The sequence below is a fragment of the Flavivirga spongiicola genome, from assembly GCF_030540825.1.
Lineage (GTDB): Bacteria > Bacteroidota > Bacteroidia > Flavobacteriales > Flavobacteriaceae > Flavivirga > Flavivirga spongiicola.
Genome location: NZ_JAUOEO010000002.1, coordinates 569438 through 593148 on the forward strand (window position 1 = coordinate 569438; position 23711 = coordinate 593148).

General features: G+C 28.6%; 21 protein-coding genes. 20 read left to right on the forward strand and 1 reads right to left on the reverse strand.

From position 1 onward, the window contains the following. Positions 1 to 12 precede the first annotated feature (12 nt). Positions 13 to 819, reverse strand: coding sequence for an FkbM family methyltransferase (locus Q4Q47_RS22355; RefSeq protein WP_303308951.1), 807 nt, complete (start codon positions 817 to 819; stop codon positions 13 to 15). 270 nt (positions 820 to 1089) lie between these two features. Between Q4Q47_RS22355 and Q4Q47_RS22360 the strand changes: the two genes are divergently transcribed. The 20 genes from Q4Q47_RS22360 (at position 1090) to Q4Q47_RS22455 (ending at position 23708) form a co-directional block, all read left to right on the forward strand. Then, on the forward strand, positions 1090 to 2235 hold the full coding sequence (locus Q4Q47_RS22360) for a glycosyltransferase (RefSeq protein WP_303308952.1): 1146 nt from the start codon (positions 1090 to 1092) through the stop codon (positions 2233 to 2235). A gap of 17 nt (positions 2236 to 2252) precedes the next feature. Next, positions 2253 to 3176 carry an NAD-dependent epimerase/dehydratase family protein gene (locus tag Q4Q47_RS22365; RefSeq protein WP_303308953.1) on the forward strand — a complete coding sequence of 308 codons (924 nt, stop codon included), beginning with the start codon at positions 2253 to 2255 and terminating at the stop codon, positions 3174 to 3176. Between the two features lie 6 nt (positions 3177 to 3182). After that, complete coding sequence (locus tag Q4Q47_RS22370; RefSeq protein WP_303308954.1) at positions 3183 to 4211, forward strand: glycosyltransferase family A protein; 1029 nt, start codon at positions 3183 to 3185, stop codon at positions 4209 to 4211. Between the two features lie 83 nt (positions 4212 to 4294). Beyond that, positions 4295 to 5362: a glycosyltransferase gene (locus tag Q4Q47_RS22375; RefSeq protein WP_303308955.1), complete on the forward strand. Its 1068-nt coding sequence runs from the start codon at positions 4295 to 4297 to the stop codon at positions 5360 to 5362. Between the two features lie 13 nt (positions 5363 to 5375). Continuing rightward, positions 5376 to 6527, forward strand: a complete 1152-nt coding sequence (locus tag Q4Q47_RS22380; protein WP_303308956.1) for a glycosyltransferase — start codon at positions 5376 to 5378, stop codon at positions 6525 to 6527. Between the two features lie 14 nt (positions 6528 to 6541). Then, entirely contained in the window at positions 6542 to 8014 is a 1473-nt protein-coding gene (locus Q4Q47_RS22385) for a hypothetical protein (protein ID WP_303308957.1), read from the forward strand. Between the two features lie 107 nt (positions 8015 to 8121). Beyond that, complete coding sequence (locus tag Q4Q47_RS22390; RefSeq protein ID WP_303308958.1) at positions 8122 to 9276, forward strand: acylneuraminate cytidylyltransferase; 1155 nt, start codon at positions 8122 to 8124, stop codon at positions 9274 to 9276. Positions 9277 to 9291: 15 nt separating this feature from the next. Beyond that, positions 9292 to 10167, forward strand: a complete 876-nt coding sequence (locus Q4Q47_RS22395) for an N-acetylneuraminate synthase family protein (RefSeq protein WP_303308959.1) — start codon at positions 9292 to 9294, stop codon at positions 10165 to 10167. A 2-nt stretch (positions 10168 to 10169) separates the two neighbouring features. Beyond that, the gene (locus Q4Q47_RS22400; protein WP_303308960.1) at positions 10170 to 10991 is read left to right on the forward strand and encodes a polysaccharide pyruvyl transferase family protein; all 822 of its coding nucleotides are present in this window, start codon (positions 10170 to 10172) and stop codon (positions 10989 to 10991) included. A gap of 7 nt (positions 10992 to 10998) precedes the next feature. Then, positions 10999 to 12393, forward strand: a complete 1395-nt coding sequence (locus tag Q4Q47_RS22405; RefSeq protein WP_303308961.1) for a glycosyltransferase family protein — start codon at positions 10999 to 11001, stop codon at positions 12391 to 12393. Between the two features lie 135 nt (positions 12394 to 12528). After that, a complete protein-coding gene (locus tag Q4Q47_RS22410) occupies positions 12529 to 13893 on the forward strand; it encodes an MBOAT family O-acyltransferase (protein ID WP_331497781.1) in 1365 nt (454 codons plus the stop codon). 71 nt (positions 13894 to 13964) lie between these two features. Continuing rightward, positions 13965 to 14855, forward strand: coding sequence for a hypothetical protein (locus tag Q4Q47_RS22415; protein WP_303308963.1), 891 nt, complete (start codon positions 13965 to 13967; stop codon positions 14853 to 14855). A gap of 5 nt (positions 14856 to 14860) precedes the next feature. Beyond that, the gene (locus Q4Q47_RS22420; protein WP_303308964.1) at positions 14861 to 16006 is read left to right on the forward strand and encodes a glycosyltransferase family 4 protein; all 1146 of its coding nucleotides are present in this window, start codon (positions 14861 to 14863) and stop codon (positions 16004 to 16006) included. Continuing rightward, on the forward strand, positions 16003 to 17547 hold the full coding sequence (locus tag Q4Q47_RS22425) for a glycosyltransferase family 2 protein (protein ID WP_303308965.1): 1545 nt from the start codon (positions 16003 to 16005) through the stop codon (positions 17545 to 17547). Before Q4Q47_RS22420 ends, Q4Q47_RS22425 begins: the two co-directional genes overlap by 4 nt. Then, positions 17540 to 18589, forward strand: a complete 1050-nt coding sequence (locus Q4Q47_RS22430; protein WP_303308966.1) for a hypothetical protein — start codon at positions 17540 to 17542, stop codon at positions 18587 to 18589. Before Q4Q47_RS22425 ends, Q4Q47_RS22430 begins: the two co-directional genes overlap by 8 nt. After that, a complete protein-coding gene (locus Q4Q47_RS22435; RefSeq protein WP_303308967.1) occupies positions 18576 to 19580 on the forward strand; it encodes a glycosyltransferase family 2 protein in 1005 nt (334 codons plus the stop codon). The genes Q4Q47_RS22430 and Q4Q47_RS22435 overlap by 14 nt, the downstream gene beginning before the upstream one ends. A gap of 29 nt (positions 19581 to 19609) precedes the next feature. Then, positions 19610 to 20161: a serine O-acetyltransferase gene (locus Q4Q47_RS22440; protein ID WP_303308968.1), complete on the forward strand. Its 552-nt coding sequence runs from the start codon at positions 19610 to 19612 to the stop codon at positions 20159 to 20161. Further along, positions 20161 to 21273, forward strand: coding sequence for a glycosyltransferase family 4 protein (locus Q4Q47_RS22445; RefSeq protein WP_303308969.1), 1113 nt, complete (start codon positions 20161 to 20163; stop codon positions 21271 to 21273). The genes Q4Q47_RS22440 and Q4Q47_RS22445 overlap by 1 nt, the downstream gene beginning before the upstream one ends. Further along, positions 21274 to 22350 carry a glycosyltransferase gene (locus Q4Q47_RS22450; protein ID WP_303308970.1) on the forward strand — a complete coding sequence of 359 codons (1077 nt, stop codon included), beginning with the start codon at positions 21274 to 21276 and terminating at the stop codon, positions 22348 to 22350. A gap of 2 nt (positions 22351 to 22352) precedes the next feature. Then, the gene (locus Q4Q47_RS22455) at positions 22353 to 23708 is read left to right on the forward strand and encodes an O-antigen ligase family protein (protein WP_303308971.1); all 1356 of its coding nucleotides are present in this window, start codon (positions 22353 to 22355) and stop codon (positions 23706 to 23708) included. Positions 23709 to 23711: the final 3 nt, after the last annotated feature.

Below are 23711 nucleotides of genomic sequence, written 5' to 3' on the forward strand. Positions count from 1 at the left end.
TATTGAATGGAATTAAAGGTTTTTGTTTTTCCAAAATAGAAAGAAGCCAATTTTATCTACAAGCTCAAAACCTAAATTTTGTAAAATATTTTCGCATTCTTTAGCTTCATCAACAGTCAGAATATCACAAAAGGGGTGGATTTCAAAAAAAACATTTTTAAATTTTAATATTTCATTTTTATGATTCCTGAAAAAGTCTAATTCGCCTCCTTCAATATCCATTATTAAAGTATCAAAAACTAAACTATACTTTTTTTCTAAATAGTCCATTCCAACCCCTTCAATACTAATTTTACTATTAGTAGAGCGTACAATACTACCTCCAACTATTCTGTTATGGATATAGAATATATTTGATTTGTTTTTGGAAATAATTTTGTTTTCTAAATGAAACTTACAATTATTTAAAGATTTATTTTCCTCTATACTATTGATTAAATTAGGATTTGCTTCCAATACCACATGGTTCGTTTTGTTAGCTAATATATTGTTCGTAATACAAGAAATATAACCGAGACAACTTCCTAGTTCTAGTACGGTAGAATTTTTATTCAGATACTTGGATATTAGAATACTTTCTTCACTTTCGTACTTATTTAAAACAAACCTTCCTCTAAACTTATAATCTGTTAAATCAAAGGGGATTTTTATATTGACACCATTACTCCTGTACGTTTTAACGAAGTGAGTAAAGTATACTCCACAAATAAAAAGTTTGAAGTTCAATAAATCATATTTAAAAAAATGTCTAATTCTTTTAAGTTTTATAAAAACCGTTTTAATAAAACTAGGAGTATATTTTTTTAAGAATTGTTTCATTTTTTTTAAGTAAAAGTAAATAAAATTCTGGTATGGTATATTTGTTTATTACTGATGTAGCTCGGTTATGAAAATTAAGATTATTGTCTTTAAATTTGTAATAATAGATAAATAATTGTTCTAGAGTTATAAAAGTTGTAAAAAAGCATTGTACAATTTGATTTCACTGTTATATTTGATAAAAAAAGATAATTAAATAATATTTTTAAATAATACATAAAGGGATTCCCCTTTTTAAATTTATATTGCTTATAAAACTTTATGTAAAGTATGAGAGTTCTTCTTGTTTCCATGCCATCGGTTCATTTTTTTAGATGGATAGAAAATCTTCCAAGTGACTATTTAGAATTGTACTGGTACAATATAACCGGGGAAAAGTTTGATGAGAAAAATGATAAATTTAAAGAGGTAAGCGTGTATAATAATAAACGCAAAATATCCTACTTAAAAGGAGAGTATCTACTATCTAAAAAGCTTCCTTTTTATTATCAAAAACTAAGACATTTTGTAGAGGTCACAGAGAATGAAGACTTAGAACATATAATACAAAAGCTTAAACCAGATATTATTCATAGTTTTGAAATGCAATCATGTTCATATCCTATTCTTAAAACTATGAATAAAAATAAGGAGTTAGATTGGATATATTCTTGTTGGGGAAGTGATTTGTATTACTATAAACAGTTTTCTTCTCACAAAAGAATGATAAAAAAAGTGTTGAAAAGGGTTGATTATTTAATTACCGATTGTAAAAGAGACTATAATTTAGCTAGAACATTAGATTTCAAAGGAAAACACCTTGGAGTGATACCCGGTGGAAGTGGCTATAATATCAATGAATTAATTAATAATGTTCAGCCCTTTGAAAAAAGGAATATTATTTTGATTAAAGGTTATCAGCACACTTTTGGTAGGGCTATAAATATTGTTAAAGCTATTGAGTCTATAGCAGTAAATCAAATAAATCCATATAAAATTATCGTTTTTGGAGCTCATGAATTTGTTGTGAATTATGTTAAGAAAAAGAAACTTGACTTTGAAACCTATCACAGACACCAATTGCAGCATGGTGAAGTCATTAAGCTAATGGGGAAATCCTTAATTTATATAGGAAACAGTACATCAGATGGTATTCCTAATACATTATTAGAAGCTATAACCATGGGAGCATTTCCTATTCAATCAAATCCAGGTAGAGTTTCTGAAGAAATAATAAATAATGGAGAAAATGGATTATTAATAAACGACCCTGAAGATATAAGCGAAATAAAAAATGCTATTTTAGCAGCATTGCATACCCCTGATAAACTAAAAGAAGCCTTTAGTTATAATTTAGAGTTTGCTAAGAAAAATTTAGATAAAGAGATTATAAAACAGAAAATATATGATGCATATCTTTCTGTTATAGAAAAATAAAAGATAAATAAAAAAGAATGTCCAATATATTAATAACAGGCGGTGCAGGTAATGTTGGTAGTACGTTAGCATCTAAACTTGCTGAGGATGAAAATAACTTCATTGTTATTGCAGATAATTTAAGTACAGGATCAATAAATAAAGTTCCAGATTTAGCCAATGTTAAGCTGATAAAAACAAATGTTAATCATTACAATGATTTGGTACCCATTTTTGGAAGATATAATTTTGATTATGTATTCCATTATGCAGCGGTTGTTGGGGTAAAACGAACTCTAGAAAATCCTGTAATGGTTTTAGATGATATTGAAGGTATAAAAAACATTTTGTCTCTGTCAAAAAACTCTGGAGTCAAAAGGGTTTTTTATTCAAGTTCGTCAGAGGTATATGGCGAGCCTTTTGAGGTACCACAAAATGAAAATACAACACCGTTAAATTCTAGGTTGCCTTATGCTATAGTAAAAAATATAGGCGAAGCATTTTTTAAATCTTACTACCAAGAATATGGCTTAGAGTATACAATTTTTCGCTTTTTTAATACGTATGGCCCAAATCAAAGTGAAGATTTTGTTCTTCCAAAGTTTATAAAGGCTGCGTTACAAGATAAACCAATATATATATATGGTGATGGGATGCAAACTCGTTCATTTTGTTATGTTGAAGATAATGTAGAAACATGTATAAAAGCAATTAACGATGAAAGCTGTATTAATGATGTTATTAATGTAGGAAGTGATATAGAACAAACTATTTTATCGCTAGCACAAGATGTTATTAAAATGACAAAATCTAAAAGTGAAATAATTCACCTTCCTCCTTTAGAAGAAGGAGATATGACGAGGCGTTGTCCAGATATATCAAAAATGAAAACTATTATAAACAGAGATTTGATTAGTCTAGAAAAGGGTGTGCAGTATTTAATTGATCATTATCAAAGTTAACATTGCATGAGAATTGAAGCTAACCCAACCAGAGACAAAAAAATACCTATTGAGGTAGGATATCATAGAGTTATTATTCCTTTATATGTACCTAAAGAGAAAGACTATTACAAAGACGCTTTCAGGATTTTTAAATTATGTTTAGAATCTTTAATAAAAACGACATCTAATAACATAAAAATATCTGTTATTAGTAATGGATGTTGTAATAGTGTCAATCAAAAATTATTTAATCTTTATGAAGAAGGGCTGTTCGAAGAGCTTATTATAGAAAAAGAAGGTATTGGTAAAATTAATAGTGTTTTAAAAGCTTTAAGAACTTGTAATGAAAGGTTAATAACAATTACAGATGCTGATGTTTTATTTTTGAACGAATGGGAAAAAGAGGTTGTTTCTGTGTTTGAACATTTCCCTAAAGCAGGAGCAGTTTGTCCAGTACCTATTTATAGAAAGCATAAGGAGCTTACAGGTAATATTTGGATGGATCATTTGTTTTCAAATAAGATGAAATTTTCAAAAGTCCTAAACCCAGAAGCGATGACACTTTTTGCAAAAAGTATTGGTTGGCCTTGGTTGGATGAAAAATATAAAGATGTTATATTAACACTTGATTCTAAAAAACAAAAAAAAGCCGTTGTAGGTTGCTCTCATTTTGTAACAACATATAAAAAGGAAGTATTTGATAAATTACCTAAAGGAAATACCGAATTTAAAATAAGCGGAGATAGTGAATATAGGTATACAGATTTACCAGTTTTAAAAGCAGGTGGATATCGATTATCTACATATGATAATTATGCGTATCACATGGGTAATATTTATGAAGAATGGATGGGAGAAGTATTTGATGAAATTAAAAATGAGCATAATACTTATGAGTTAGATTTACAAAGCCTAAAAAACGGAAAGTATGCAGTAATAAAGCATAGGTTTTTTACTAAGCTATTAAAGTCCTCACTAATACATTTAATGTTGCTTAAATTGAAAGGACTTCCAAAAAGTAAATTTAAAAACTTTATTTCTGGCCAGAATTAATGTGAGTTTAGCTGTTTTCTAGAATAGAAATATTTTAAAAAGTCAACCATGAAAAGTATTTATTATAAGAATGCTATTATTTAATGATAACAATCGTTTTAACATATAGAAATAGAAATTTAAATATTGTAAAAAAATGTTTTGATAGTTTGTTAAATCAAACAAATAAACATTTTAAAATTGTTTTGGTAGATTATGGGAGTATAGAGTCCTATAAAAATAGACTTGTAAAGTTAGTTGAGAAGTGTGCATTTATTGAGTTAATTAGATGTGAAACAGAACAACAGCTATGGTGTAAATCAAGAGCTATCAATATTGTTTTAAAACAATGCCAGACACCCTATTTTTTTGTTGGAGATATAGATATGATATATCACCCACACTTTGTTGAAATTCTCCATAGCTTAAAAAATGATAAAGCCATGACTTATTTTCAGGTTGGTTTTTTAAGTGAATCTGAGTCTAAAAAAGATAAAGCATTCAATGATTATAAAATTAGTTTTAAGTCAAGTAATGAAGCAACAGGGATGACTTTATATAAAACAGATATTTTAAAATCTATTAATGGTTATGACGAGTTTTACAATGGTTGGGGAAGTGAAGATACAGATATCCATATAAGGTTGAAAAATGATAAAAAAACCACTGTGTTTTATGATAAAGGTATATTGATATTACATCAATGGCATCCTAAAACATATAGAAATAAAGAAAGTACATCACCATTTCATTCTAATCTAGAAAAGATCAATCAAAAGTATTTAGAGTATACAAAAATAACAAAAAGGGTTTCTGCAAATAAAGCTTTTAAATGGGGAGATTATAATCCTGAGAATTATAAATTACTAAATACAGTGAACAACGAGTTTACCATTAGCAATGAATTATCAGATGTTAAAGGGTTTGTAAGTAATGTATTATTAAATTTAAAGAATGAAGTAGTTTCGGTTAAAGTTAAAAGACACAAAGAGTATAAGTCTCTAAATTATATTGCGAAAAAAATTTTAAATAAAAAAACAAAAGTGTTTCTGAATATGCAAATTGTTAACGATTTGCTTTTGGAAGCTATCATAATGAACCTTAGAAACTGTCCTTATAAGTTTGTTTTTAATCGAAATTCATTAGAGATATCACTTACAATTAAATTATAGGTAATTAATCATTATGAAAATTTTACTTGTATCGATGAATTCAATCCATTTTCAAAGATGGACAGATCAACTCAAAGATTCAGGTCATGACTTATATTGGTTTCATATTTTAGATGGAGGATATTCTAATAAATTACCATGGGTAAATCAAATTGTAGATTGGAAACAAAAATATCCAAACTTAAAAGGAAGAATTTTTATTAAAAAAAAATTCCCTCGCTTATATAAAAAACTTAGTTTTTTAATAGAAAATGATGTAAAAAAAATTTTTGAAGAAAAATTAAAAGAAATAAAACCTGATCTTGTACATAGTTTTGTACTCTATATATCATGTACGCCTATTTTAAAGGTGATGCAAAAATATTATGACTTGCCTTGGATTTATTCTTCATGGGGAAGTGATTTGTATTATTTTAAAGAAATTCCAAAATACAAACAAGATATTTTAAAAGTACTTTCAAGAATAAATTACCTGTTTGCAGATTGTAAGCGTGATACTTCATTAGCAAGAAACTTAGGGTTTAAAGGAGGGTTTTTGGGAGTATATCCAGGAGGTGGAGGTTTTAATTATAAAGAATCAGATGCTTATATTAGACCAATCTCAGAACGAAAAACTATTTTAATTAAAGGGTATCAAGGTCGTTCTGGGAAAGCTATAGAGGTTTTAAAAGCATTAGAGGCGATTTCAAATGAATTAAAAAACTATAATATTATAGTTTTTGGTGGAGACGAAGAAGTCGCAAATTATATTGTTGGCCAGGATTTATCTAAGAAATTAGCTGTAAAGACTTTATTGAGAAAAGATTTTTTACCTCACAATAAAATTTTAGAACTTATGGGAGAAGCTCTCATCTACATAGGAAATAGCAATTCTGATGGAATGCCAAATACTTTATTGGAAGCTATAGCTCAAGGCGCTTTCCCTATCCAATCCAATCCAGGAGGAGCATCAGCGGAGGTGATAGAGCATCATGAAAATGGACTATTAATCGAAGATTGTAATAGTATAGAAGAAATTAAGAATCATGTTTTAACCGTAATAGAAAATTCAGAATTATTAGAAAGAGCGTTTGGAATAAACCTTAACAGAGTGAAACCAAAATTTGAAAGAGCACTGATTAAAAAACAAGTTTTAGAAGCTTATAAGAAGGTTTTAAAGAGCTAGATAATGCCCTTAATATGTTCACACAGCAAAATATAAAAGATACCATTTTAAAATTAGAGCAAAAATATCCTGTAGATACTTGGGAGGTTAATGGTATAGATGTGTGGCCTTACATACGTATAAAACTTTATATACATATGTTGGTTTTAATGAATGAAAAGCTGTTGACTGAAGACAAAAAAGCTTATGAGAAAGACAAAAAAGGAAATAGATTCATTACTTATTTTAGAAAAATTATTTTCTTATTAGAAGCTCAATTGAATCTAATATTTTTCTATTCTAAGTTAAAACAAAAAAAGCTAATATTTTACGGATCTCATATTCACAGAGTATTTCAAAACGGTAAATATTTTAATCGGTTTTATGATTCTATGATCGATTTTCATAATATACAAAATGATGTATATACCATAGAATATCAAAAAATACAAAAACCTAACTATAATGAAAAAGCGATTATTCCTTTAAACAAGTATCTTGATTATTATAAATTTGTCAAAAAGATTATTTATAAGCTAAAACAGCAAAAACCAAAAGTAAGCCTTGAACTTTATAATGGGTTTTATGCCGAATTAAGTGAGTATAATTTAAAATTTGAAAATTTAAGACTCACACAAAGTGAGTTAATTAAATGGAGTAGCAAAGTAAATATTAGTAAAGGTTTTTTTGAAAAATTATACAAAAAAATAAAGCCTCAGAAAGTAATCTTTTTAGGGTATTACGGTTTAGACGATTTATACGCGGCTTTAATTGTCGCAAATAATTTTAAGATTAAGACCATAGATTTTCAGCATGGGCCTCAGACAAATATTCATTTAGCCTTTTCAAGTTGGAATAAAATACCTAAAAACGGTTTTAATACAATGCCTACAGAATTTTGGAACTGGGATGAAGCTTCAAAAAACAATATTGATTCTTGGGCAAGTAAGTCAACTGATGTTAGTGCCAAAGTGGTCGGACAACCTTATTTAGCTTATTGGCTTCAAAAAAAACAAAAAAAGGAATCCAAAGACAATTACATTATTTATAGTCTGCAAACATATCCATTTACAATTAAAGATATGTTGACACCAAAAATAGTTTCTTTAATTAAAAACCTTGAATATCAATGGGTTTTGAGGTTGCATCCTAGAAATAATTTGAATATTAATGAGTTAGAATCTTTTATTAAGGCAAATAAAATTGAAAATAAAGTAATTATTCAAGATGCTTATACCACGCCGTTACCTGAGTCTATAACATCAAGTTTATTACATATTACTAATTATTCAGGCTGTCTAATTGAAGCATATCAATTAGGTGTACCAACAATACTTATTAATGAAGTTGGTAATGAAATGTTTAGTCAATATGTTGATAATAAACTGGCTTACTATTTAAATCAGAATGAAAGAGATTTCGAATTAAAAGTGGAAGATTTAATTAATGACTTAAAGACCATCGATTTTAAATCTAGTTATTTACAAGTTTTTAATCCTCTAAGCTAATTTGAACATTTATTGGAATAATGCATTTAATCCTATTTTAATGTTGTTTCATCTGTAAAAAGTGTATTTTAGCGGTTGTTCTTTTTTAAATTAACTGTTTAGTAATAATGAAAAAAATAGGTTTTATTCCATTAAGAAAAGGATCAAAAGGAATACCAAATAAAAATAAACGCAAAATGGTCGGTAGACCACTGTTTACTTGGGTTTTAGGAGAAGCGATTTTTTCTGAACTTGATGAAGTTTATGTGTATACAGATGATGAAAGTATTATTGAATTTATAACAAAAGAATATAGTTGGACTGATAAGGTTAAAGCCTTATTAAGAAGTGAGGAAAGTGCGAGTGATAGCGCATCGACCGAATTTGCTATGTTAGAGTTTTGCGAATCAATAAACTATGATTTCGATATCTTTTGTTTGTTACAAGCGACGTCCCCTTTTACAAAAAGAGGAGATATTAATACTTGTTTAGCTAAAATTGGTAGTGAATATGATTCAGCTCTTACAGTTGTAAATACACATCGTTTTTTATGGAATGAAAATGGAACACCAATAAATTATAATCCTCATAAAAGGCCTAGGCGTCAAGATTTTGAGGGTCTATTAGTAGAAAATGGAGCCGTTTACGTTATTGGTAAAGATGCTTTAAAGAAGAACGAAAATAGATTAGGAGATAATGTAGCTATTGTAAAAATGTCAGAAGAGTCTTTAATGGAAATCGATACAGAACCCGATTGGATTGCTATTGAGAGTCTATTAATTGAAAGACAAAAACGAGAAAAAGAATCAAAGAAAATAACACACATTGTTTTAGATGTTGATGGTGTCTTTACAGATGGAACAATCACCTATACAAAAGAAGGAGAGCATACTAAAAGTTTTGATATGCGAGATGGTATGGGGCTCGAAATTTTAAGACAATTTAATGTTGAGGTTATGGTCATGACATCAGAGGATTCACAACTTGTTGCTAAACGGATGCAAAAACTAAAAATAGAACATATATTTTTAGGTGTAAAAGATAAATACACATTATTAAGCAAAATTTTATTAGATAAAAGAATTTATTTGAGTAACATAGCCTATGTAGGTGATGATGTTAACGACCTCACAAATATATGTAGTGTAGGTTGGTCTTTAGTACCAAATAATGCAACCAGTATTGTAAAGCAGCATGCAGATGTAGTGCTTTCTGAAAATTCTGGAGCAGGAGCGATTCGAGAAGCATGTCAGTTTATAATGAATTATAATAAAAGATTTTAAGAAGTCTCAAACCATATGAATAAATATAAAAAACCTTATATAATAGCCGAAATTGGATGCAATCATAAAGGAGATATGGAGATTGCAAAAGAATTAATTAAAGTGGCTAAAATATTTTGCAATGTCGATGCTGTAAAATTTCAAAAGCGTAACAATAAAGAACTGTTAACAGAAGAACAATACAACCAGCCTCATCCAAATCCAGTAAACTCTTATGGAGATACTTATGGAGCACATAGAGAATTTTTGGAATTTGATGTTAGCCAACATCGAGAGTTAAAATTATTTTGTGAAGATATAGAGATAACTTATTCTACATCAGTTTGGGATTTAACATCTGCAAAAGAGATAGCGTCTTTAAATCCAGAATTTATTAAAATCCCATCAGCATGCAATAATAATCTTGTTATGTTAGAATGGTTATGCGAAAACTATAAGGGGGAATTACATATTTCAACGGGTATGACTACTAAAGAGGAAATTGAAGATTTAGTAGACTTCTTTAAAAAGCATAATAGAAATGAAGATTTAGTGTTATATAATTGTACTTCGGGCTATCCGGTTCCGTTTGAAGATGTATGCCTTTTAGATATTAATTTACTAAAAGAAAAGTACGGGAACGATATAAAGCATATTGGGTTTTCAGGGCATCATTTAGGAATAGCGGTCGATGTCGCTGCCTATACGTTAGGTGCAAATATTATAGAAAGGCATTATACTATAGATCGTACATGGAAAGGTACAGACCATGCAGCTTCTTTAGAACCAATGGGATTACGAAAACTATCAAGAGATGTAAATGCTGTTTATAAAGCTTTACAATTTAAACATCAAGATATATTGCCCATAGAACAGGTACAACGAGATAAACTAAAAAATCAAAAAGTATAATAATGTTCTCATCAAATACAATTAGATTATTTTGGTGGAACGAAATTAAACTACAGAGGAAGTCTAAAGAAAACTATGGAGACCTTCTTGGTAAATATCTTGTTGAAAAAATATCCAATAAAAAAGTAGTTTGGAGTAAACCTTCCCGATTTTCCATATTTGATTTTTTTAGACCGATTTATGTAACTATAGGTAGTATTTTAACAAATGTTAACCATAAATGTATTGTATGGGGAAGCGGTATTGTCTCTAAAGAATATCCAATAAAGAAGGCAAGGTTTTTAGCTGTTAGAGGACCACAAACTAGAGCACATTTATTATCTCAAAATTATGATGTGCCTGAAATATATGGCGATCCAGCTTTATTATTACCAAGATATTACAACCCTAAAATAATAAAAGAATATAGCATAGGTGTAGTTCCTCATTATAAAGATTATAAAAAAGTAAAAGACTTTTATAAAAATGAAGATTCCATTCTATTAATAGATTTAATGACAAATAATATAGAGGAAACTACGAATCAGTTTTTAAAGTGTGAAAAAATAGTATCATCTTCATTGCATGGAATTATTGTAGCCCATGCTTATGGAATTCCGGCTGTATGGCAAAAGTTTTCTGGAGATATTTTTGGAGATGATATAAAATATCAGGACTATTTTGAATCTATAAAAATCCCTGCTTATATAGCTCATATTAAAGACGAAAAAATGGATAAAGAAACATTGCTAAGTCTTTTTAAAAATAAAGAATCTCTTCCCGAAAGAGGAGTCATTGATACATTGTGTAGCAAATTAATGACAGTGTGCCCATTTAAAAATTGATTTATAAATGAAAAAAAAAGTTTTTGTTTTTTTTCCAGACGGTGTTGGTTTAAGAAATTTCGCTTTTACAGATTTTAAAAATATTGGAGAACAAAAAGGGTTTGATATTACATATTGGAATAATACCATATTCTCACTCAAAGAAAACTTAGGATTTAATGAAGTTAAGATCGAAGATCATTCCAGTCATCCTTTGCTCTCAATTTATTCAAGAGCGAGAAAACGGGCAGAATTAAATGTGTCCAGAGATAAATTTAGTGATGGCGTATATTCAACATATAAGTTTCCTTTTAATTATAAAGGCATTAAGAATACTTTTAAAAGTTTATATGTAAAATGGTTGGTAGGGTTATATTCTTCAGGAAAAGGAGTTGTAAAACTTAGGCAAAAAATAAATAAGTTAGAACGTTCAACTTCAAAATACAGATATTGTAAAGAACAATTAGAAAAGCATAAACCAGATTTAATTTTTTGCACAACACAACGTGCAACACAATCTATTAGTGCGCTTTTAGCAGCAAAGGATTTAGGAATTCCTACAATTGCTTTTGTGTATTCGTGGGATAACGTACCCAAAGCGATGCAAGTGGTAGAAACCGATTATTATTTTGTTTGGAGTGATCTTATGAAATCCCAGGTATTGCAATACTATCCATTTGTTAAAGACGAACAAATAATGGTAACAGGAACACCACAATTTGAACCACATTACGATACATCTCTAAAACAAACAAGAGAGACCTTTTTTAAAGCATACAATTTAGATGTAAATAAAAGGTATATATGTTATTCGGGAGATGATGAAACCACGTCGCCATTAGACCAGTACTATTTAGAAGATTTAGCCAACGCTGTTAGAAGCTTAAATACCAAAGGAGAAAATCTAGGGATTATTTATAGAAAGTGTCCTGTAGATTTTACGCCCAGATATGATGCAGTAATAGAGAAGAATAAGGATATAATTGAAGTTTTAGACCCTATTTGGAGTCAGATTGGTAGTCAATGGAACCAAGTGTTACCAACTAAAGAAGATTTTAAAATGTTGTATAATGTTTGTGAACATAGCGAGTTTGTAACTAACGTATGTTCATCAACAGTATTTGATTTTGTAGCACACAACAAACCTTGTATTTACTATAATTATGAACAACCACAACTTAAAAAAGGGATTAGAGATATAGGACAAAATTATAAATATGTTCATTTTAGATCAATGCCAAGTAAAGAAGCTGCTGTATTTTGTTTTGATAAGAATGATTTAAAAGACTTAGTAAAGAAAATTTTAGATAGTCAATTGTCAAATGTAGATGAGTGCTTGGAGTGGTATAAAGTCGTGGCAGGGAAAACACCAACAAAAGCTTCTGAAAATATATGGAAAGCCATAAATAATCTTTTAAATTAAGGTTTAACTATAAATAATAGAAAATCACCAGTATTCTAAATGCTTTTTAACTCCATCGATTTTGCAATTTTCTTACCTATAATTTTTATATTATACTGGTTTGTTGGAATTAGGAGTTACAAATACCAAAATATTTTGTTATTAGTAGCCAGCTATGCATTCTATGGTTGGTGGGATTATCGCTTTTTGTTTTTAATAATTTTTAGTACAGTTGTGGATTATTCAATTGGGTTAGGCCTTTTTAAAGAAAATCGTTTAAAAAGACGAAAAGTTTTATTGACAGTAAGTGTATTAGTCAATTTGGGGTTGCTAGGTTTTTTCAAATATTATAATTTTTTTATAGATAATTTTGTAACAGTATTTTTGTTTTTTGGAAATGAAATACAAGTGAGTTCGCTAGAAATTATATTACCAGTAGGAATCAGTTTTTACACATTTCAAACGTTAAGTTATTCTATAGATGTTTATAAAAAGAAACTAAAACCAACTAAAAATTTTATTGCTTTTTCGGTTTTCGTTAGTTTTTTTCCACAGTTGGTTGCCGGACCAATTGAAAAAGCTTCGAAATTATTACCGCAGTTTTATGAGTTACGTGTTTTTAATTACAAAAAAGGGAAGGAAGGCTTACAGCAAATATTATGGGGGTTATTTAAGAAGATTGTAATAGCAGATTCTTGCGCTCCTTTTGTTAATGATATTTTTGTTAACTATTCCAGTTACTCAGGAATCGTTCTAATTATTGGAGCTGTACTTTTTGCATTTCAGATATACAGCGACTTCTCAGGTTATTCAGATATAGCTATAGGTATTGCTAAGCTTTTTGGCGTGAATCTAATGACTAATTTTAAAACGCCCTATTTCTCTAAAAGCATTCCTGAGTTTTGGAGACGTTGGCATATATCTTTATCTAATTGGTTTAGAGATTATTTGTACTTTCCTCTCGGAGGGTCAAAAAGAAAATTAATTATAGTCGTTAGAAATATATTTATTGTTTTTATCGTTAGCGGATTTTGGCATGGAGCTAATTGGACATTTATTTTTTGGGGAGCTTTAAATGCTGTTTACTATTTGCCCTCATTTATTTTGAAATCTTCAGGGATAAATAGAGTTGTTTTTTCAACAAATAATTTTATTGAAACTATAAATAATTTTATGAGCATGACAATAACATTTATGCTCACTGTTTTTGCTTGGATATTTTTTAGATCTGAAAATATATCTGTAGCTTTCGAGTATATTAGTTGTATTTTTAAAAGAGCAAATTTTTTTAATCTAAGTTATTTGCAATTAAGTAATCAAAGTATAAAAATTTTACTTTTTTATCTCATTTTTTTTGTTGCAATAGATTGGTTTTATAGAAATAAATCACATGTATTTATTAATAGTAATCATTTTATGAAAGATAAAATAATTAAACCATTTCTTTATTTAATTACAGTATTGGCTATAATTTTATCATTAAACAATATGGCTAATTCTTTTATTTATTTTCAATTTTGAGAAAGTTTCTGGTTAAAATATTTAAAACCTTTTTATTACTGTATTTAATATTATATTCAATTCAATTTACTTTGGATATAGTTTTAGATAATGATGCTATTTGTGATAATGTTTGGCATAAAATTTTTAACGGTAAAATAAATTCAGATATTATTATTATAGGTAATTCAAAAGCAGAGGCACATTATAACCCTAAAATTATTGAGAATTTTACAAAGCATACAGCTTATAATTTAGGAATAAGCGGTACGCCCCTAAACATTTTAAAGATTAGATGGCAATCTTACATTAATAATAATAAATTGCCAAAATTATTGATAATAGACGTAGACAATAATATTTTAGGAACTTCAAATAGTTTGTTTGAGAAATTTCAATATTTGCCTTACACGAGTAAGAAAGAATACCAAGATATAGTAAAGTATCTTGATGAAGATTATTATTATGAAAAAATAATACCGATGTATAAATACAGAGGGTACGAGATGCAAGTTTTTAATAAACTAAAGTCTATAGGAGATACTAATGATTGCGGTCATATTTATAAAGGATTCAAGCCACATGATAAATCGTGGGATAAAAATAATTGGGCTTTATTCAGTAAACGTTTGCTGGATAAAGACAAAGTAGACTTTCAGAGTATTTATAAAAAAGGAATAGACGAATTAAACGAAATCATTTTTTTTTGTAAAAAGAATAAAATTCAAATTTGTTTTATAAGATCTCCTCAATATTATAAAGTTAATGATTATAAAAAAGAACGGAGCATATATGTAGATAATATTTTATCTGAAATAGCATTAAAGAATAACCTTGAATATCTTAACTTTTCTAAAGATTCGTTAACGCTCGATGAAGCTAATTTTTATGATAAATCTCATTTAAATATAGAAGGAGCAAATAAGTTTTCTAATAATATAGCGATTTATATAAATAGTATAATTTTTGATAAGAATAATTAGGCAAAATGAAAGTCGGATACATAACATCAGAATACCCACATCCTAATGTGAAACATGCAGCAGGAATTGCTACTAGTATAAAAAACTTAGCAGTTGCTTTGGTGAAAAAGGGAGCTAAGGTCACAGTATTTGTGTACCATCAAAATGAAAATAAAATCATAGATGACGAAGGTGTGGAAATCCACCTTATTAAGAAAGAAGCCTATAAATTATTTACTTGGTATTATTACAGAAAACATATTCAAAATTATGTAAATAAAATAGTAGTAAAAAAAGAGATAGATGCTTTAGAAGCTCCAGACTGGACGGGAATAACTGCTTTTATGAACTTTGAAGTACCTTTAGTTATCCGGTTTCATGGAAGTGATGCTTATTTTTGTAAATTAGAAAAAAGAAAGCAAAAATTTAAAAACTTTATGTTTGAGAAATTAGCTTTAAAGAAAGCAAAAGCTTTTATTGCTCCAACGACTTATGCAGGTATTGAAACTGCAAAAATATTTGGTTTGCGTAAAAATAAAATTAAAACAATTCATTATGGATTACAATTAGAAAATTTTGAAAATAATGAGCCAAAAGTTTATGATAGAAATACCATATTGTATATAGGTACTATTATAAGAAAAAAGGGGGTTTTAGAATTGGCAGAGATATTTAATGAGGTATTGAAACAAAACTCAAACGCAAAATTGATCCTTATAGGAAATGATGCTTCAGATATTAAAACAGGAGAAAAGTCTACTTATAAGTTAATGGAGCAAACTTTTTCTGAAGCAGCTAAGAAGCGGGTTCGTTATTTAGGGAAAATTCCTTATTCTGAAGTTAAAGAACAAATAAAAAAAGCGCATGTCTGTACTTTTCCGTCTTTTGCAGAAACTTTAGGTATGGTAACTATAGAATCTATGGCGATGAGAAAACCAGTCGTAAATACGAGTATTGGGTGGGCTCAAGAGCTTATCGATGATGGTATTAATGGTTATTTGGTTCATCCAACAGAAATAGACAAATATGCAAACCAATTGGTTAAATTACTCAATGATGAAACTTTATGTGCACAAATGGGATCTGCTGCAAGAGAAAAAGTAGAGGAACTTTTTGATATTAGAAAGAATGCTAACATCAATATTGATTATTATAAATCGATCATTTCATGATTTATGTAGTACATAGGAACAATTATGTGTTAAAAATACTTGATAGTAAGTTTCAAGTGGTCTCATTTGAAACTCAAACATCAATAACCACCACATTGTTTAGTATAGCAGAAGCGTTTCCAAAAGAACTTATTATTTGGTGTCATGAAGTCTATGTAGATTTTATTAATGAATCTCCTATCTTGGATATTTTTCACCACAAACGCATCATAGCATCATATTCAGTTAGTAATAACACTTATATACCAAATCAAATAGGCTATGTGGATCAGTCCATTTTTATTAAAGTGAATTATAATGTAACCTATCCAACTTGGTTAATGAGTAGTGATATTGGAGGTATTCATGCAGAATTGTTAAATACCATTTCTAAGGCCATAAGTAAATTTTCAAATTTCGATTATTTTATTAATTCATTGGCTAAAATCACCATGCCCCAAGGTGTTTTTTGTTATTCTGAACCAAAGTTGTTAAAAGAAAATACGTCTGTTAAAACTGAAGTAAAACAGGCCTCAAAATACGAATTATTCAAATTTGTAAAACAGCATTATAAATGGTTTTGGGCTTTTATGTTAACTTTTTGTTTTGCGGTTTTTGAGAAGAAGTGGACACTTTTACCGCTAATTAAATCGATATTTAATAAAAAGAACAATCTAGATTTAGATAAAATAGAAGTCAAATCTAATAGGCAAATTATAAATAAAAAAGAAGTAGATGTTATAATACCTACTATTGGAAGAAAAAAGTATTTATATGATGTTTTAAAAGATTTGAAAAAACAAACCATAATTCCAAAAAATGTGATTATAGTTGAGCAAAACCCAGATAAAAATTCAGAATCAGAATTAGACTATCTTCTAACTGAAACATGGCCTTTTAAAATAAAACATACATTTACAAATATAACAGGGGTTTGTAATGCTAGAAACCTGGGATTACCTAAAGTTGAAAGTGAATGGGTTTTTTTAGCAGATGACGATATAAGATTTGAAAATAATTTATTTGAAGCATCTTTTAAAAAGATTGAAACCTTAGGTATTTCGGTGCTTAATTATCTGTGTTTACAGCCACATCAACAGCAAACGTATTTTAATACCTCTCAGACTATAGTTTTTGGTTCAGGTTCTAGTATGGTTAAAACAAGCATTATTAAAAATTTGAAATTTGATATGGTTTATGAATTTGGTTTTGGAGAAGATTCAGATTTTGGAATGCAAGTAAGAAACAAAGGAACAGATGTCATTTTTATACCAGATATCAAAATCACACATCTTAAAGCCCCAATGGGAGGGTTTAGAACTAAAATAAAAAAGCTATGGGATGATGAAAAAGTACAACCCAAGCCATCACCAACAATTATGTTGTTTTTTAAAAAATATTTTACTTCCTTTCAAGTTAATGGGTATAAAACCATTTTATTTATTAAATTTTTTAGAAAGCAAAAAGTAAGAAACCCATATACGTACTTAATGAAAATGAGAAAACAATGGGAACAAAGTGATTATTGGAGTTCTATTTTAATGGAAAATAAAAATGATTAAACTCTACACAAATACAAATTTATTAACAGAAGAAAATCGCAGTTTTGTTTTTCCTTTATTATTTGATTTGTGTTTTCTTAAAAGTGATTTTCTAATTAAATATTATAAAATTGTTACAGACATAAATGAGTGTGATGTTGTTGTTCTACCTTTGGAATATACTTATTCTTTGAAAAACTATAAATTAGAAAAACAAACTCTTTTTGATAAAGCCAAAGAATTTAATAAACGAGTATGGGTGTATTCCGGTGGTGATTTTGGGTATTCTTTAAAAGATGAAAAAGTTTTCAATTTTAGACTGAGTGGATTCAAAAGTAAATTGAATACTAATACTATTATAATACCTTCTTTTATTAATGATCCTTATGAGTCTAATTTGAAAAAAGATTTTAAGGTTTTGAAGAAAGAAGTATTCCCCAAAATAGGTTTTGTAGGTCATGCAAAAGGAAACATTGTAAAATATCTCAAAGAATTTTCAGTTTTTATAAAAATCAATGTAAAAAGGGTTTTTAGAAAAGAGCTTAAAGATTATCAACCTTTTTATCCGTCAAGTGTAAAAAGAGCAAAATATCTTAGGCTTTTAAAAATGAGTAAAGAAATAGAAACAAATTTTATTTTAAGAGATAAGTATAGGGCGGGAGCAAAAACACAAAAAGAAAAGCAGATAACAACAGAAGAGTTCTATCAGAATATTTATAATAATCCGTATACGTTTTGTATAAGGGGTGCTGGGAATTTTTCGGTTAGGTTTTATGAAACTTTAGCAGTTGGAAGGATTCCTGTGCTACTAGATACAGATTGTAGACTGCCTCTGCATAACAAAATAAAATGGAGTAACCATTGTCTCATCATCGATGAAAATCGACGTGAAAATATAAGAGAAGAAGTTTTAAATTTTCATAAAAATATTAATGAAGACAGTTTTATTAAACTTCAAGAAAGCAATAGACTTTTATGGAAGCAGATATTAAAAAGAGATTCATTTTTTAAAGAAATTCACGATGTTTTTATAAATAAATTTAAACTTAATGAGTCATTATAATTTTTCATTAATAGTTTGTACTTATATGCGTTCTGAGGCATTATTGAACTTATTGAATTCAGTTAATACCCAATCCTTATACCCGAATGAAATATTAATTATTGATGGATCTGTAGATGATAAAACTAAATTACTATTAGAAGAAAACAAATTTAAAAACTTAAAATATTCTAAAGTAGAAGTCATGAATAGAGGGTTGACCAAGCAACGTAATTATGGTATTAATTTGATTGCCGATAATTCTGATATTGTTTGTTTTCTAGATGACGATATTGTTTTGACTTCGAATTATTTTAAAAATTTAATAGAAACTTATAATTTATGCCCTGAAGCTATGGCTGTTGGCGGTTATATTAAAAATGAAGTTGAATGGGAAAAAACTACCAAAACAGGAGATAAAGGAAAGTTTCATTATGATGGTTGGATGCGTAATGAGCCAGCTCGTTTTAAAATGAGGCGTAAATTTGGTTTGTTGCCTGATACAGCCCCTGGTTTTTTACCTTCCTTTGCTCATGGTAGATCTGTTGGTTTTCTACCTCCATCGGGTAAAATTTACCAGGTTGAGCAAATTATGGGAGGGGTATCTTCTTATAAAAAAGAAATATTTAGAACATTGTCGTTTTCAACTTATTTTGAAGGATACGGTTTATACGAAGACGCTGATTTTTCTTTGCGATTAGCAAAACAAGGAAAACTATATGTAAATACTAACGCAAAGTTATCTCATCATCATGATGACTCAGGAAGACCTAATAAATATAAATATGGAAAAATGGTTCTTAGAAATGGTTGGTATGTATGGCGTGTAAAATATCCTATACCTAGTTTAAAAGCTAAATTCAAATGGCATGCAACAGCTTTTTTGTTAACTTTAATACGATTTACGAACGTAATTACTTCTAATAAAAAAAAGGAAGCATTAACAGAGAGTATTGGTAGGGTAATTGGATGGTTTTCGTTATTAATAAGTAAACCTAATATAGAAAAGTGAAAAATAGAAGTTAAAATTTATCATGATAAATGAATATGTTTTCTCAAGATATTAGAAAGTATAAGAAATATAGTGGCAATAAATCGGCTATTACTCTAATAATAACAAATCAAGGGCTTTGGGCATTATTTGTTTATAGGGCTTCCAATAGTATTTATAAAAGCAAACTACCTAGAATAATAAAAAGAATACTTCTAGTTTTTGCCGTTATTTGTCAAAAATGGATTGAGATTATAACGGGGATTTCACTACCATATACCTCCCGAATAGGAGCAGGTTTTTATATAGGGCATTTTGGAGGAATAATTATTAATGCATCAGCGGTAATTGGAGTTAATTGCAATATTTCGCAAGGGGTTACAATAGGAGTAAGTGGTAGGGAAGAAAAAAGAGGAGTACCAATCATAGGGAATAATGTATATATTGGCACAAATGCTGTGATTGCAGGAAAAATAAATATTGGCGATAATTGTGTTATTGGTGCAAACTCTTTAGTAATAAATTCGGTAGAAGCTAATAAAACAGTATTGGGAGTTCCAGCAGTAGTTATTAATAATAACACATCAAAAGATTATATTTAATGCATTTTTTAACCATAACAGATGCTCCTACACTGAAAAGAAAAAACATTTATGCCGCATATGCACCTTATGTCTACGAAATGGATATTTGGTTTAAGTATGCAGATAAAGTCACTATTATATCCCCTACATCATATGATCGAGAACTGCTATTATCAAATTTTAAAAAGGATTTACAGGTTATTTCGACACCGTCATTAAATTTTACATCATTTTTTAATGTTTTAAGAAGTATTATTGTTTTTCCAATAATCATTTTTAGGCTAATTAGTGTCATGTTTAAAGCAGATCATATACATTTACGCTGCCCTGGCAATATAGGGTTACTTGGTTGTTTAATCCAAGTTTTTTTTCCAAGTAAAATAAAAACGGCTAAATATGCTGGAAACTGGAACTCTAAGGCAAAGCAGCCAATAAGTTATAGGTTTCAAAAATGGTTATTGGCAAACACATTACTAACTAAAAACATGACAACTTTAGTTTATGGTAATTGGCAAAATCAAACTAGAAATATTAAACCATTTTTCACAGCAACTTATACAAATAGTGAAATAGAAACTCCAGAAGTTCGAAATTACACTAAAGCTTTAAAATTTATTTTTGTTGGAAGCCTTGTTAAAGGTAAACGTCCTTTATTAGCAATTAAAATTGTTGAAGCTTTGCATAAAAAAGGGAAGAAAGTGTTTTTAGAGGTTTATGGAGATGGTATATTAAATAAAGAATTACAAAAATATATAGTTAATAATGAGTTGGAAGAAGTAGTTAAGTTAAAAGGCAATCGGAAAAGAAATGTTTTAAAAGAAATTTTTAAAGAAGCCCACTTTTTAATACTACCATCTAAATCTGAAGGGTGGCCAAAAGCAGTTGCAGAAGCTATGTTTTTTGGAACCATTCCTATAGCTACACCAATTTCTTGCGTTCCTTTTATGTTAGATCATGGTAACAGAGGAATTTTAATTAAACCTAACTTAGAATTGGCTGTAAGTAATATTGAAAAAGAATTAAATGATATTGATCGGTTAAAGAAGGTGTCTATAAACGCATCCAGATGGTCTCAAGAATATACCTTAGATACCTTTGAGGCTGAAATCATCAAATTATTAAAATCATAGATGAGAGTATTACAATTAATAGATTCTTTAGATGCAGGAGGAGCAGAACGAGTAGCTGTAAATATTGCTAATGTGTTAGCGTCTAAAATAGAAACCTCTTTTTTATGTACTACCAGAAAAGAGGGGCTTCTTAAAAATAGCCTTTCAAGTAATGTTGAATATTTGTTTCTAAACAAAAAAGGAATAATTGATTTAAAGGCGATAAAAAAGCTAAATACATTTGTCAAGCAAAAAAAAATACAAATTATTCATGCACATTCAAGCTCTTTTTTTTTAGCAACTATTATAAAATTATTAAATAGGAATATTTCTATTATATGGCATGATCATTATGGTAATAGCGAATTTTTAAAAAATAGAAAGTTTGGTTTTTTAAAGTTTTGTTCAAAGTATTTCTCTCATGTTTTTAGCGTAAATAAAACCTTAGAAGCATGGAGTAAAGAAAAACTTGAAATTAAAAACGTTTCTTATCTACCAAATTTTGCAGTGATAAATAAAACTTCTGTTGCTACAACTCTAAAAGGAGAATCAGGTAAGCGTATTATCTGTTTAGCTAACTTAAGACCACAAAAAGATCATATTACACTATTAGAGGCTTTTAATGAAGTACTTAAAAATTATTCAGATTGGACATTACATTGTGTAGGTAAAAATTTTAATGATGATTATTTTGAAGCCATTAGAACTAAAACGGAAGAGTTAAATTTGATAGATTCTGTTTTTATATACGGCAGTAAACCTGATATTTTTAATATTTTAAAACAGTGTGATATAGGTGTGTTATCTTCAAAATCTGAGGGATTACCTATTGCTTTATTGGAGTATGGGTTAGCTAAATTACCAGTTATAGCTACTAAAGTAGGAGAGTGCGAAACAGTCATTACAAATAACTATGATGGTGTTTTAGTTAATGCAACCAAAAGAGAAGATTTATCTAAAGCGTTATCTTCGTTAGTTGAAAATAAGGAGCTGCGGGAAACTTATGCAAAGCGTTATGAAAAGAATATACAAGAAAATTATTCTGATAAAATACAATTACAAACCATATTAGTCATATATAGAAACTTTATAAAATAACATTGAAAAATATTAATTACCTATATACAATAATTTCACATATTCTAATTGGATTTGCTGTTTACAATTTAGCAGTATTGTCTAAGGTATATTTAATAAGTACGGTTTGCTATTTTACATATAAAATATTAAAAGCAAAGCAAGATCAAAAATCTTTACAAGTTTTGATTGCTTGTGGTTATGTTGTTGGGGTTGAGGTGTTTTTAAGAATGACGGAAGGTAATTTTTTATATGAAACCTCCAAGTATTTAGTTATTTTATTTTGCTTAATGGGGCTTTTTGTTATCAAGAAAAACAAACAACCTATACCATATATTATTTACATTTTTTTGCTTTTGCCAGGGGTACTTGTGGCAGGATTTAATATTACAGAAAGTACAACAATACGTACTGCCATTGCATTTAATTTAAGTGGACCAGTTTGTTTAGGAGTCGTTTCGTTATTCTGTTATAAACTAAGAATAAGATATAAAGATTTCCATCAAGTATTTTTATCAATAGGGCTACCATTAATATCCACAGCTGCATATTTATTATTATATAACCCAAGTGTTAGAGAAACCATTTCTGGTACAGGTTCTAATTTTGAAGCCTCTGGAGGGTTTGGACCTAATCAAGTAGCAACAGTTTTAGGGTTGGGTATGTTTGTATTTAGTCTAAGATTTTTTATGACCTCTCCATCGATATTTCTTAAAGTTGTAAATGGTGTGTTATTAGCTGTAATTAGTTACAGAGGAATAGTTACTTTTAGTCGAGGAGGTATCATTACTGCTCTATTTATGATAATTGTATTTATTTATTTTTATTATAAAAAAGTTAATGTTAAAAACAAGTTTAGAATTGGTAAAATATTGCTCTTATTTGCGGGTATAGGTCTGTCTATTTGGTTGTATTCTTCTCTTCAAACTAATGGTTTTATAGAAAAGCGATATGCTAATGAAGATGCGTTAGGACGAGAAAAAGAGGATCTTTCAACAGGTAGAGCCAAACTAATTTCTTTTGAATTAGACGAGTTTTTAAAGAATCCAATATTAGGAGTGGGAGTGGGTAAAATTAAAGAGCTAAGACAACAAAAAGAGGGTGTTGAAGCAGCTTCTCATAATGAAATGAGTCGTATTTTATCAGAACATGGTTTAATTGGTATGGTCGCATTATTGATTCTATTAATTACGCCGCTATTACTGAGATTAAAAAATAAGTCAAATATCTTCTTTTATTCATGTTATATATTTTGGTTTTTAACAATAAACCATTCATCTATGCGAATAGCTGCTCCCGCATTCATCTATGGACTATGTTTGTTAAATGTAAATTATGATGTTAAAAAGAAGAAAAAAATAAAACAAATTTCGCAATAACTT

Bases quoted from the DNA above. Each gene is read 5' to 3' on its own strand.
- Q4Q47_RS22450 (WP_303308970.1), top strand. From the start codon at position 21,274: ATGAGAGTATTACAATTAATAGATTCTTTAGATGCAGGAGGAGCAGAA.
- Q4Q47_RS22395 (WP_303308959.1), top strand. From the start codon at position 9,292: ATGAATAAATATAAAAAACCTTATATAATAGCCGAAATTGGATGCAAT.
- Q4Q47_RS22445 (WP_303308969.1), top strand. From the start codon at position 20,161: ATGCATTTTTTAACCATAACAGATGCTCCTACACTGAAAAGAAAAAAC.
- Q4Q47_RS22405 (WP_303308961.1), top strand. From the start codon at position 10,999: ATGAAAAAAAAAGTTTTTGTTTTTTTTCCAGACGGTGTTGGTTTAAGA.
- Q4Q47_RS22355 (WP_303308951.1), bottom strand. From the start codon at position 819: ATGAAACAATTCTTAAAAAAATATACTCCTAGTTTTATTAAAACGGTT.
- Q4Q47_RS22420 (WP_303308964.1), top strand. From the start codon at position 14,861: ATGAAAGTCGGATACATAACATCAGAATACCCACATCCTAATGTGAAA.
- Q4Q47_RS22425 (WP_303308965.1), top strand. From the start codon at position 16,003: ATGATTTATGTAGTACATAGGAACAATTATGTGTTAAAAATACTTGAT.
- Q4Q47_RS22375 (WP_303308955.1), top strand. From the start codon at position 4,295: ATGATAACAATCGTTTTAACATATAGAAATAGAAATTTAAATATTGTA.
- Q4Q47_RS22440 (WP_303308968.1), top strand. From the start codon at position 19,610: ATGAATATGTTTTCTCAAGATATTAGAAAGTATAAGAAATATAGTGGC.
- Q4Q47_RS22380 (WP_303308956.1), top strand. From the start codon at position 5,376: ATGAAAATTTTACTTGTATCGATGAATTCAATCCATTTTCAAAGATGG.
- Q4Q47_RS22385 (WP_303308957.1), top strand. From the start codon at position 6,542: ATGTTCACACAGCAAAATATAAAAGATACCATTTTAAAATTAGAGCAA.
- Q4Q47_RS22430 (WP_303308966.1), top strand. From the start codon at position 17,540: ATGATTAAACTCTACACAAATACAAATTTATTAACAGAAGAAAATCGC.
- Q4Q47_RS22390 (WP_303308958.1), top strand. From the start codon at position 8,122: ATGAAAAAAATAGGTTTTATTCCATTAAGAAAAGGATCAAAAGGAATA.
- Q4Q47_RS22435 (WP_303308967.1), top strand. From the start codon at position 18,576: ATGAGTCATTATAATTTTTCATTAATAGTTTGTACTTATATGCGTTCT.
- Q4Q47_RS22400 (WP_303308960.1), top strand. From the start codon at position 10,170: ATGTTCTCATCAAATACAATTAGATTATTTTGGTGGAACGAAATTAAA.
- Q4Q47_RS22365 (WP_303308953.1), top strand. From the start codon at position 2,253: ATGTCCAATATATTAATAACAGGCGGTGCAGGTAATGTTGGTAGTACG.
- Q4Q47_RS22370 (WP_303308954.1), top strand. From the start codon at position 3,183: ATGAGAATTGAAGCTAACCCAACCAGAGACAAAAAAATACCTATTGAG.
- Q4Q47_RS22360 (WP_303308952.1), top strand. From the start codon at position 1,090: ATGAGAGTTCTTCTTGTTTCCATGCCATCGGTTCATTTTTTTAGATGG.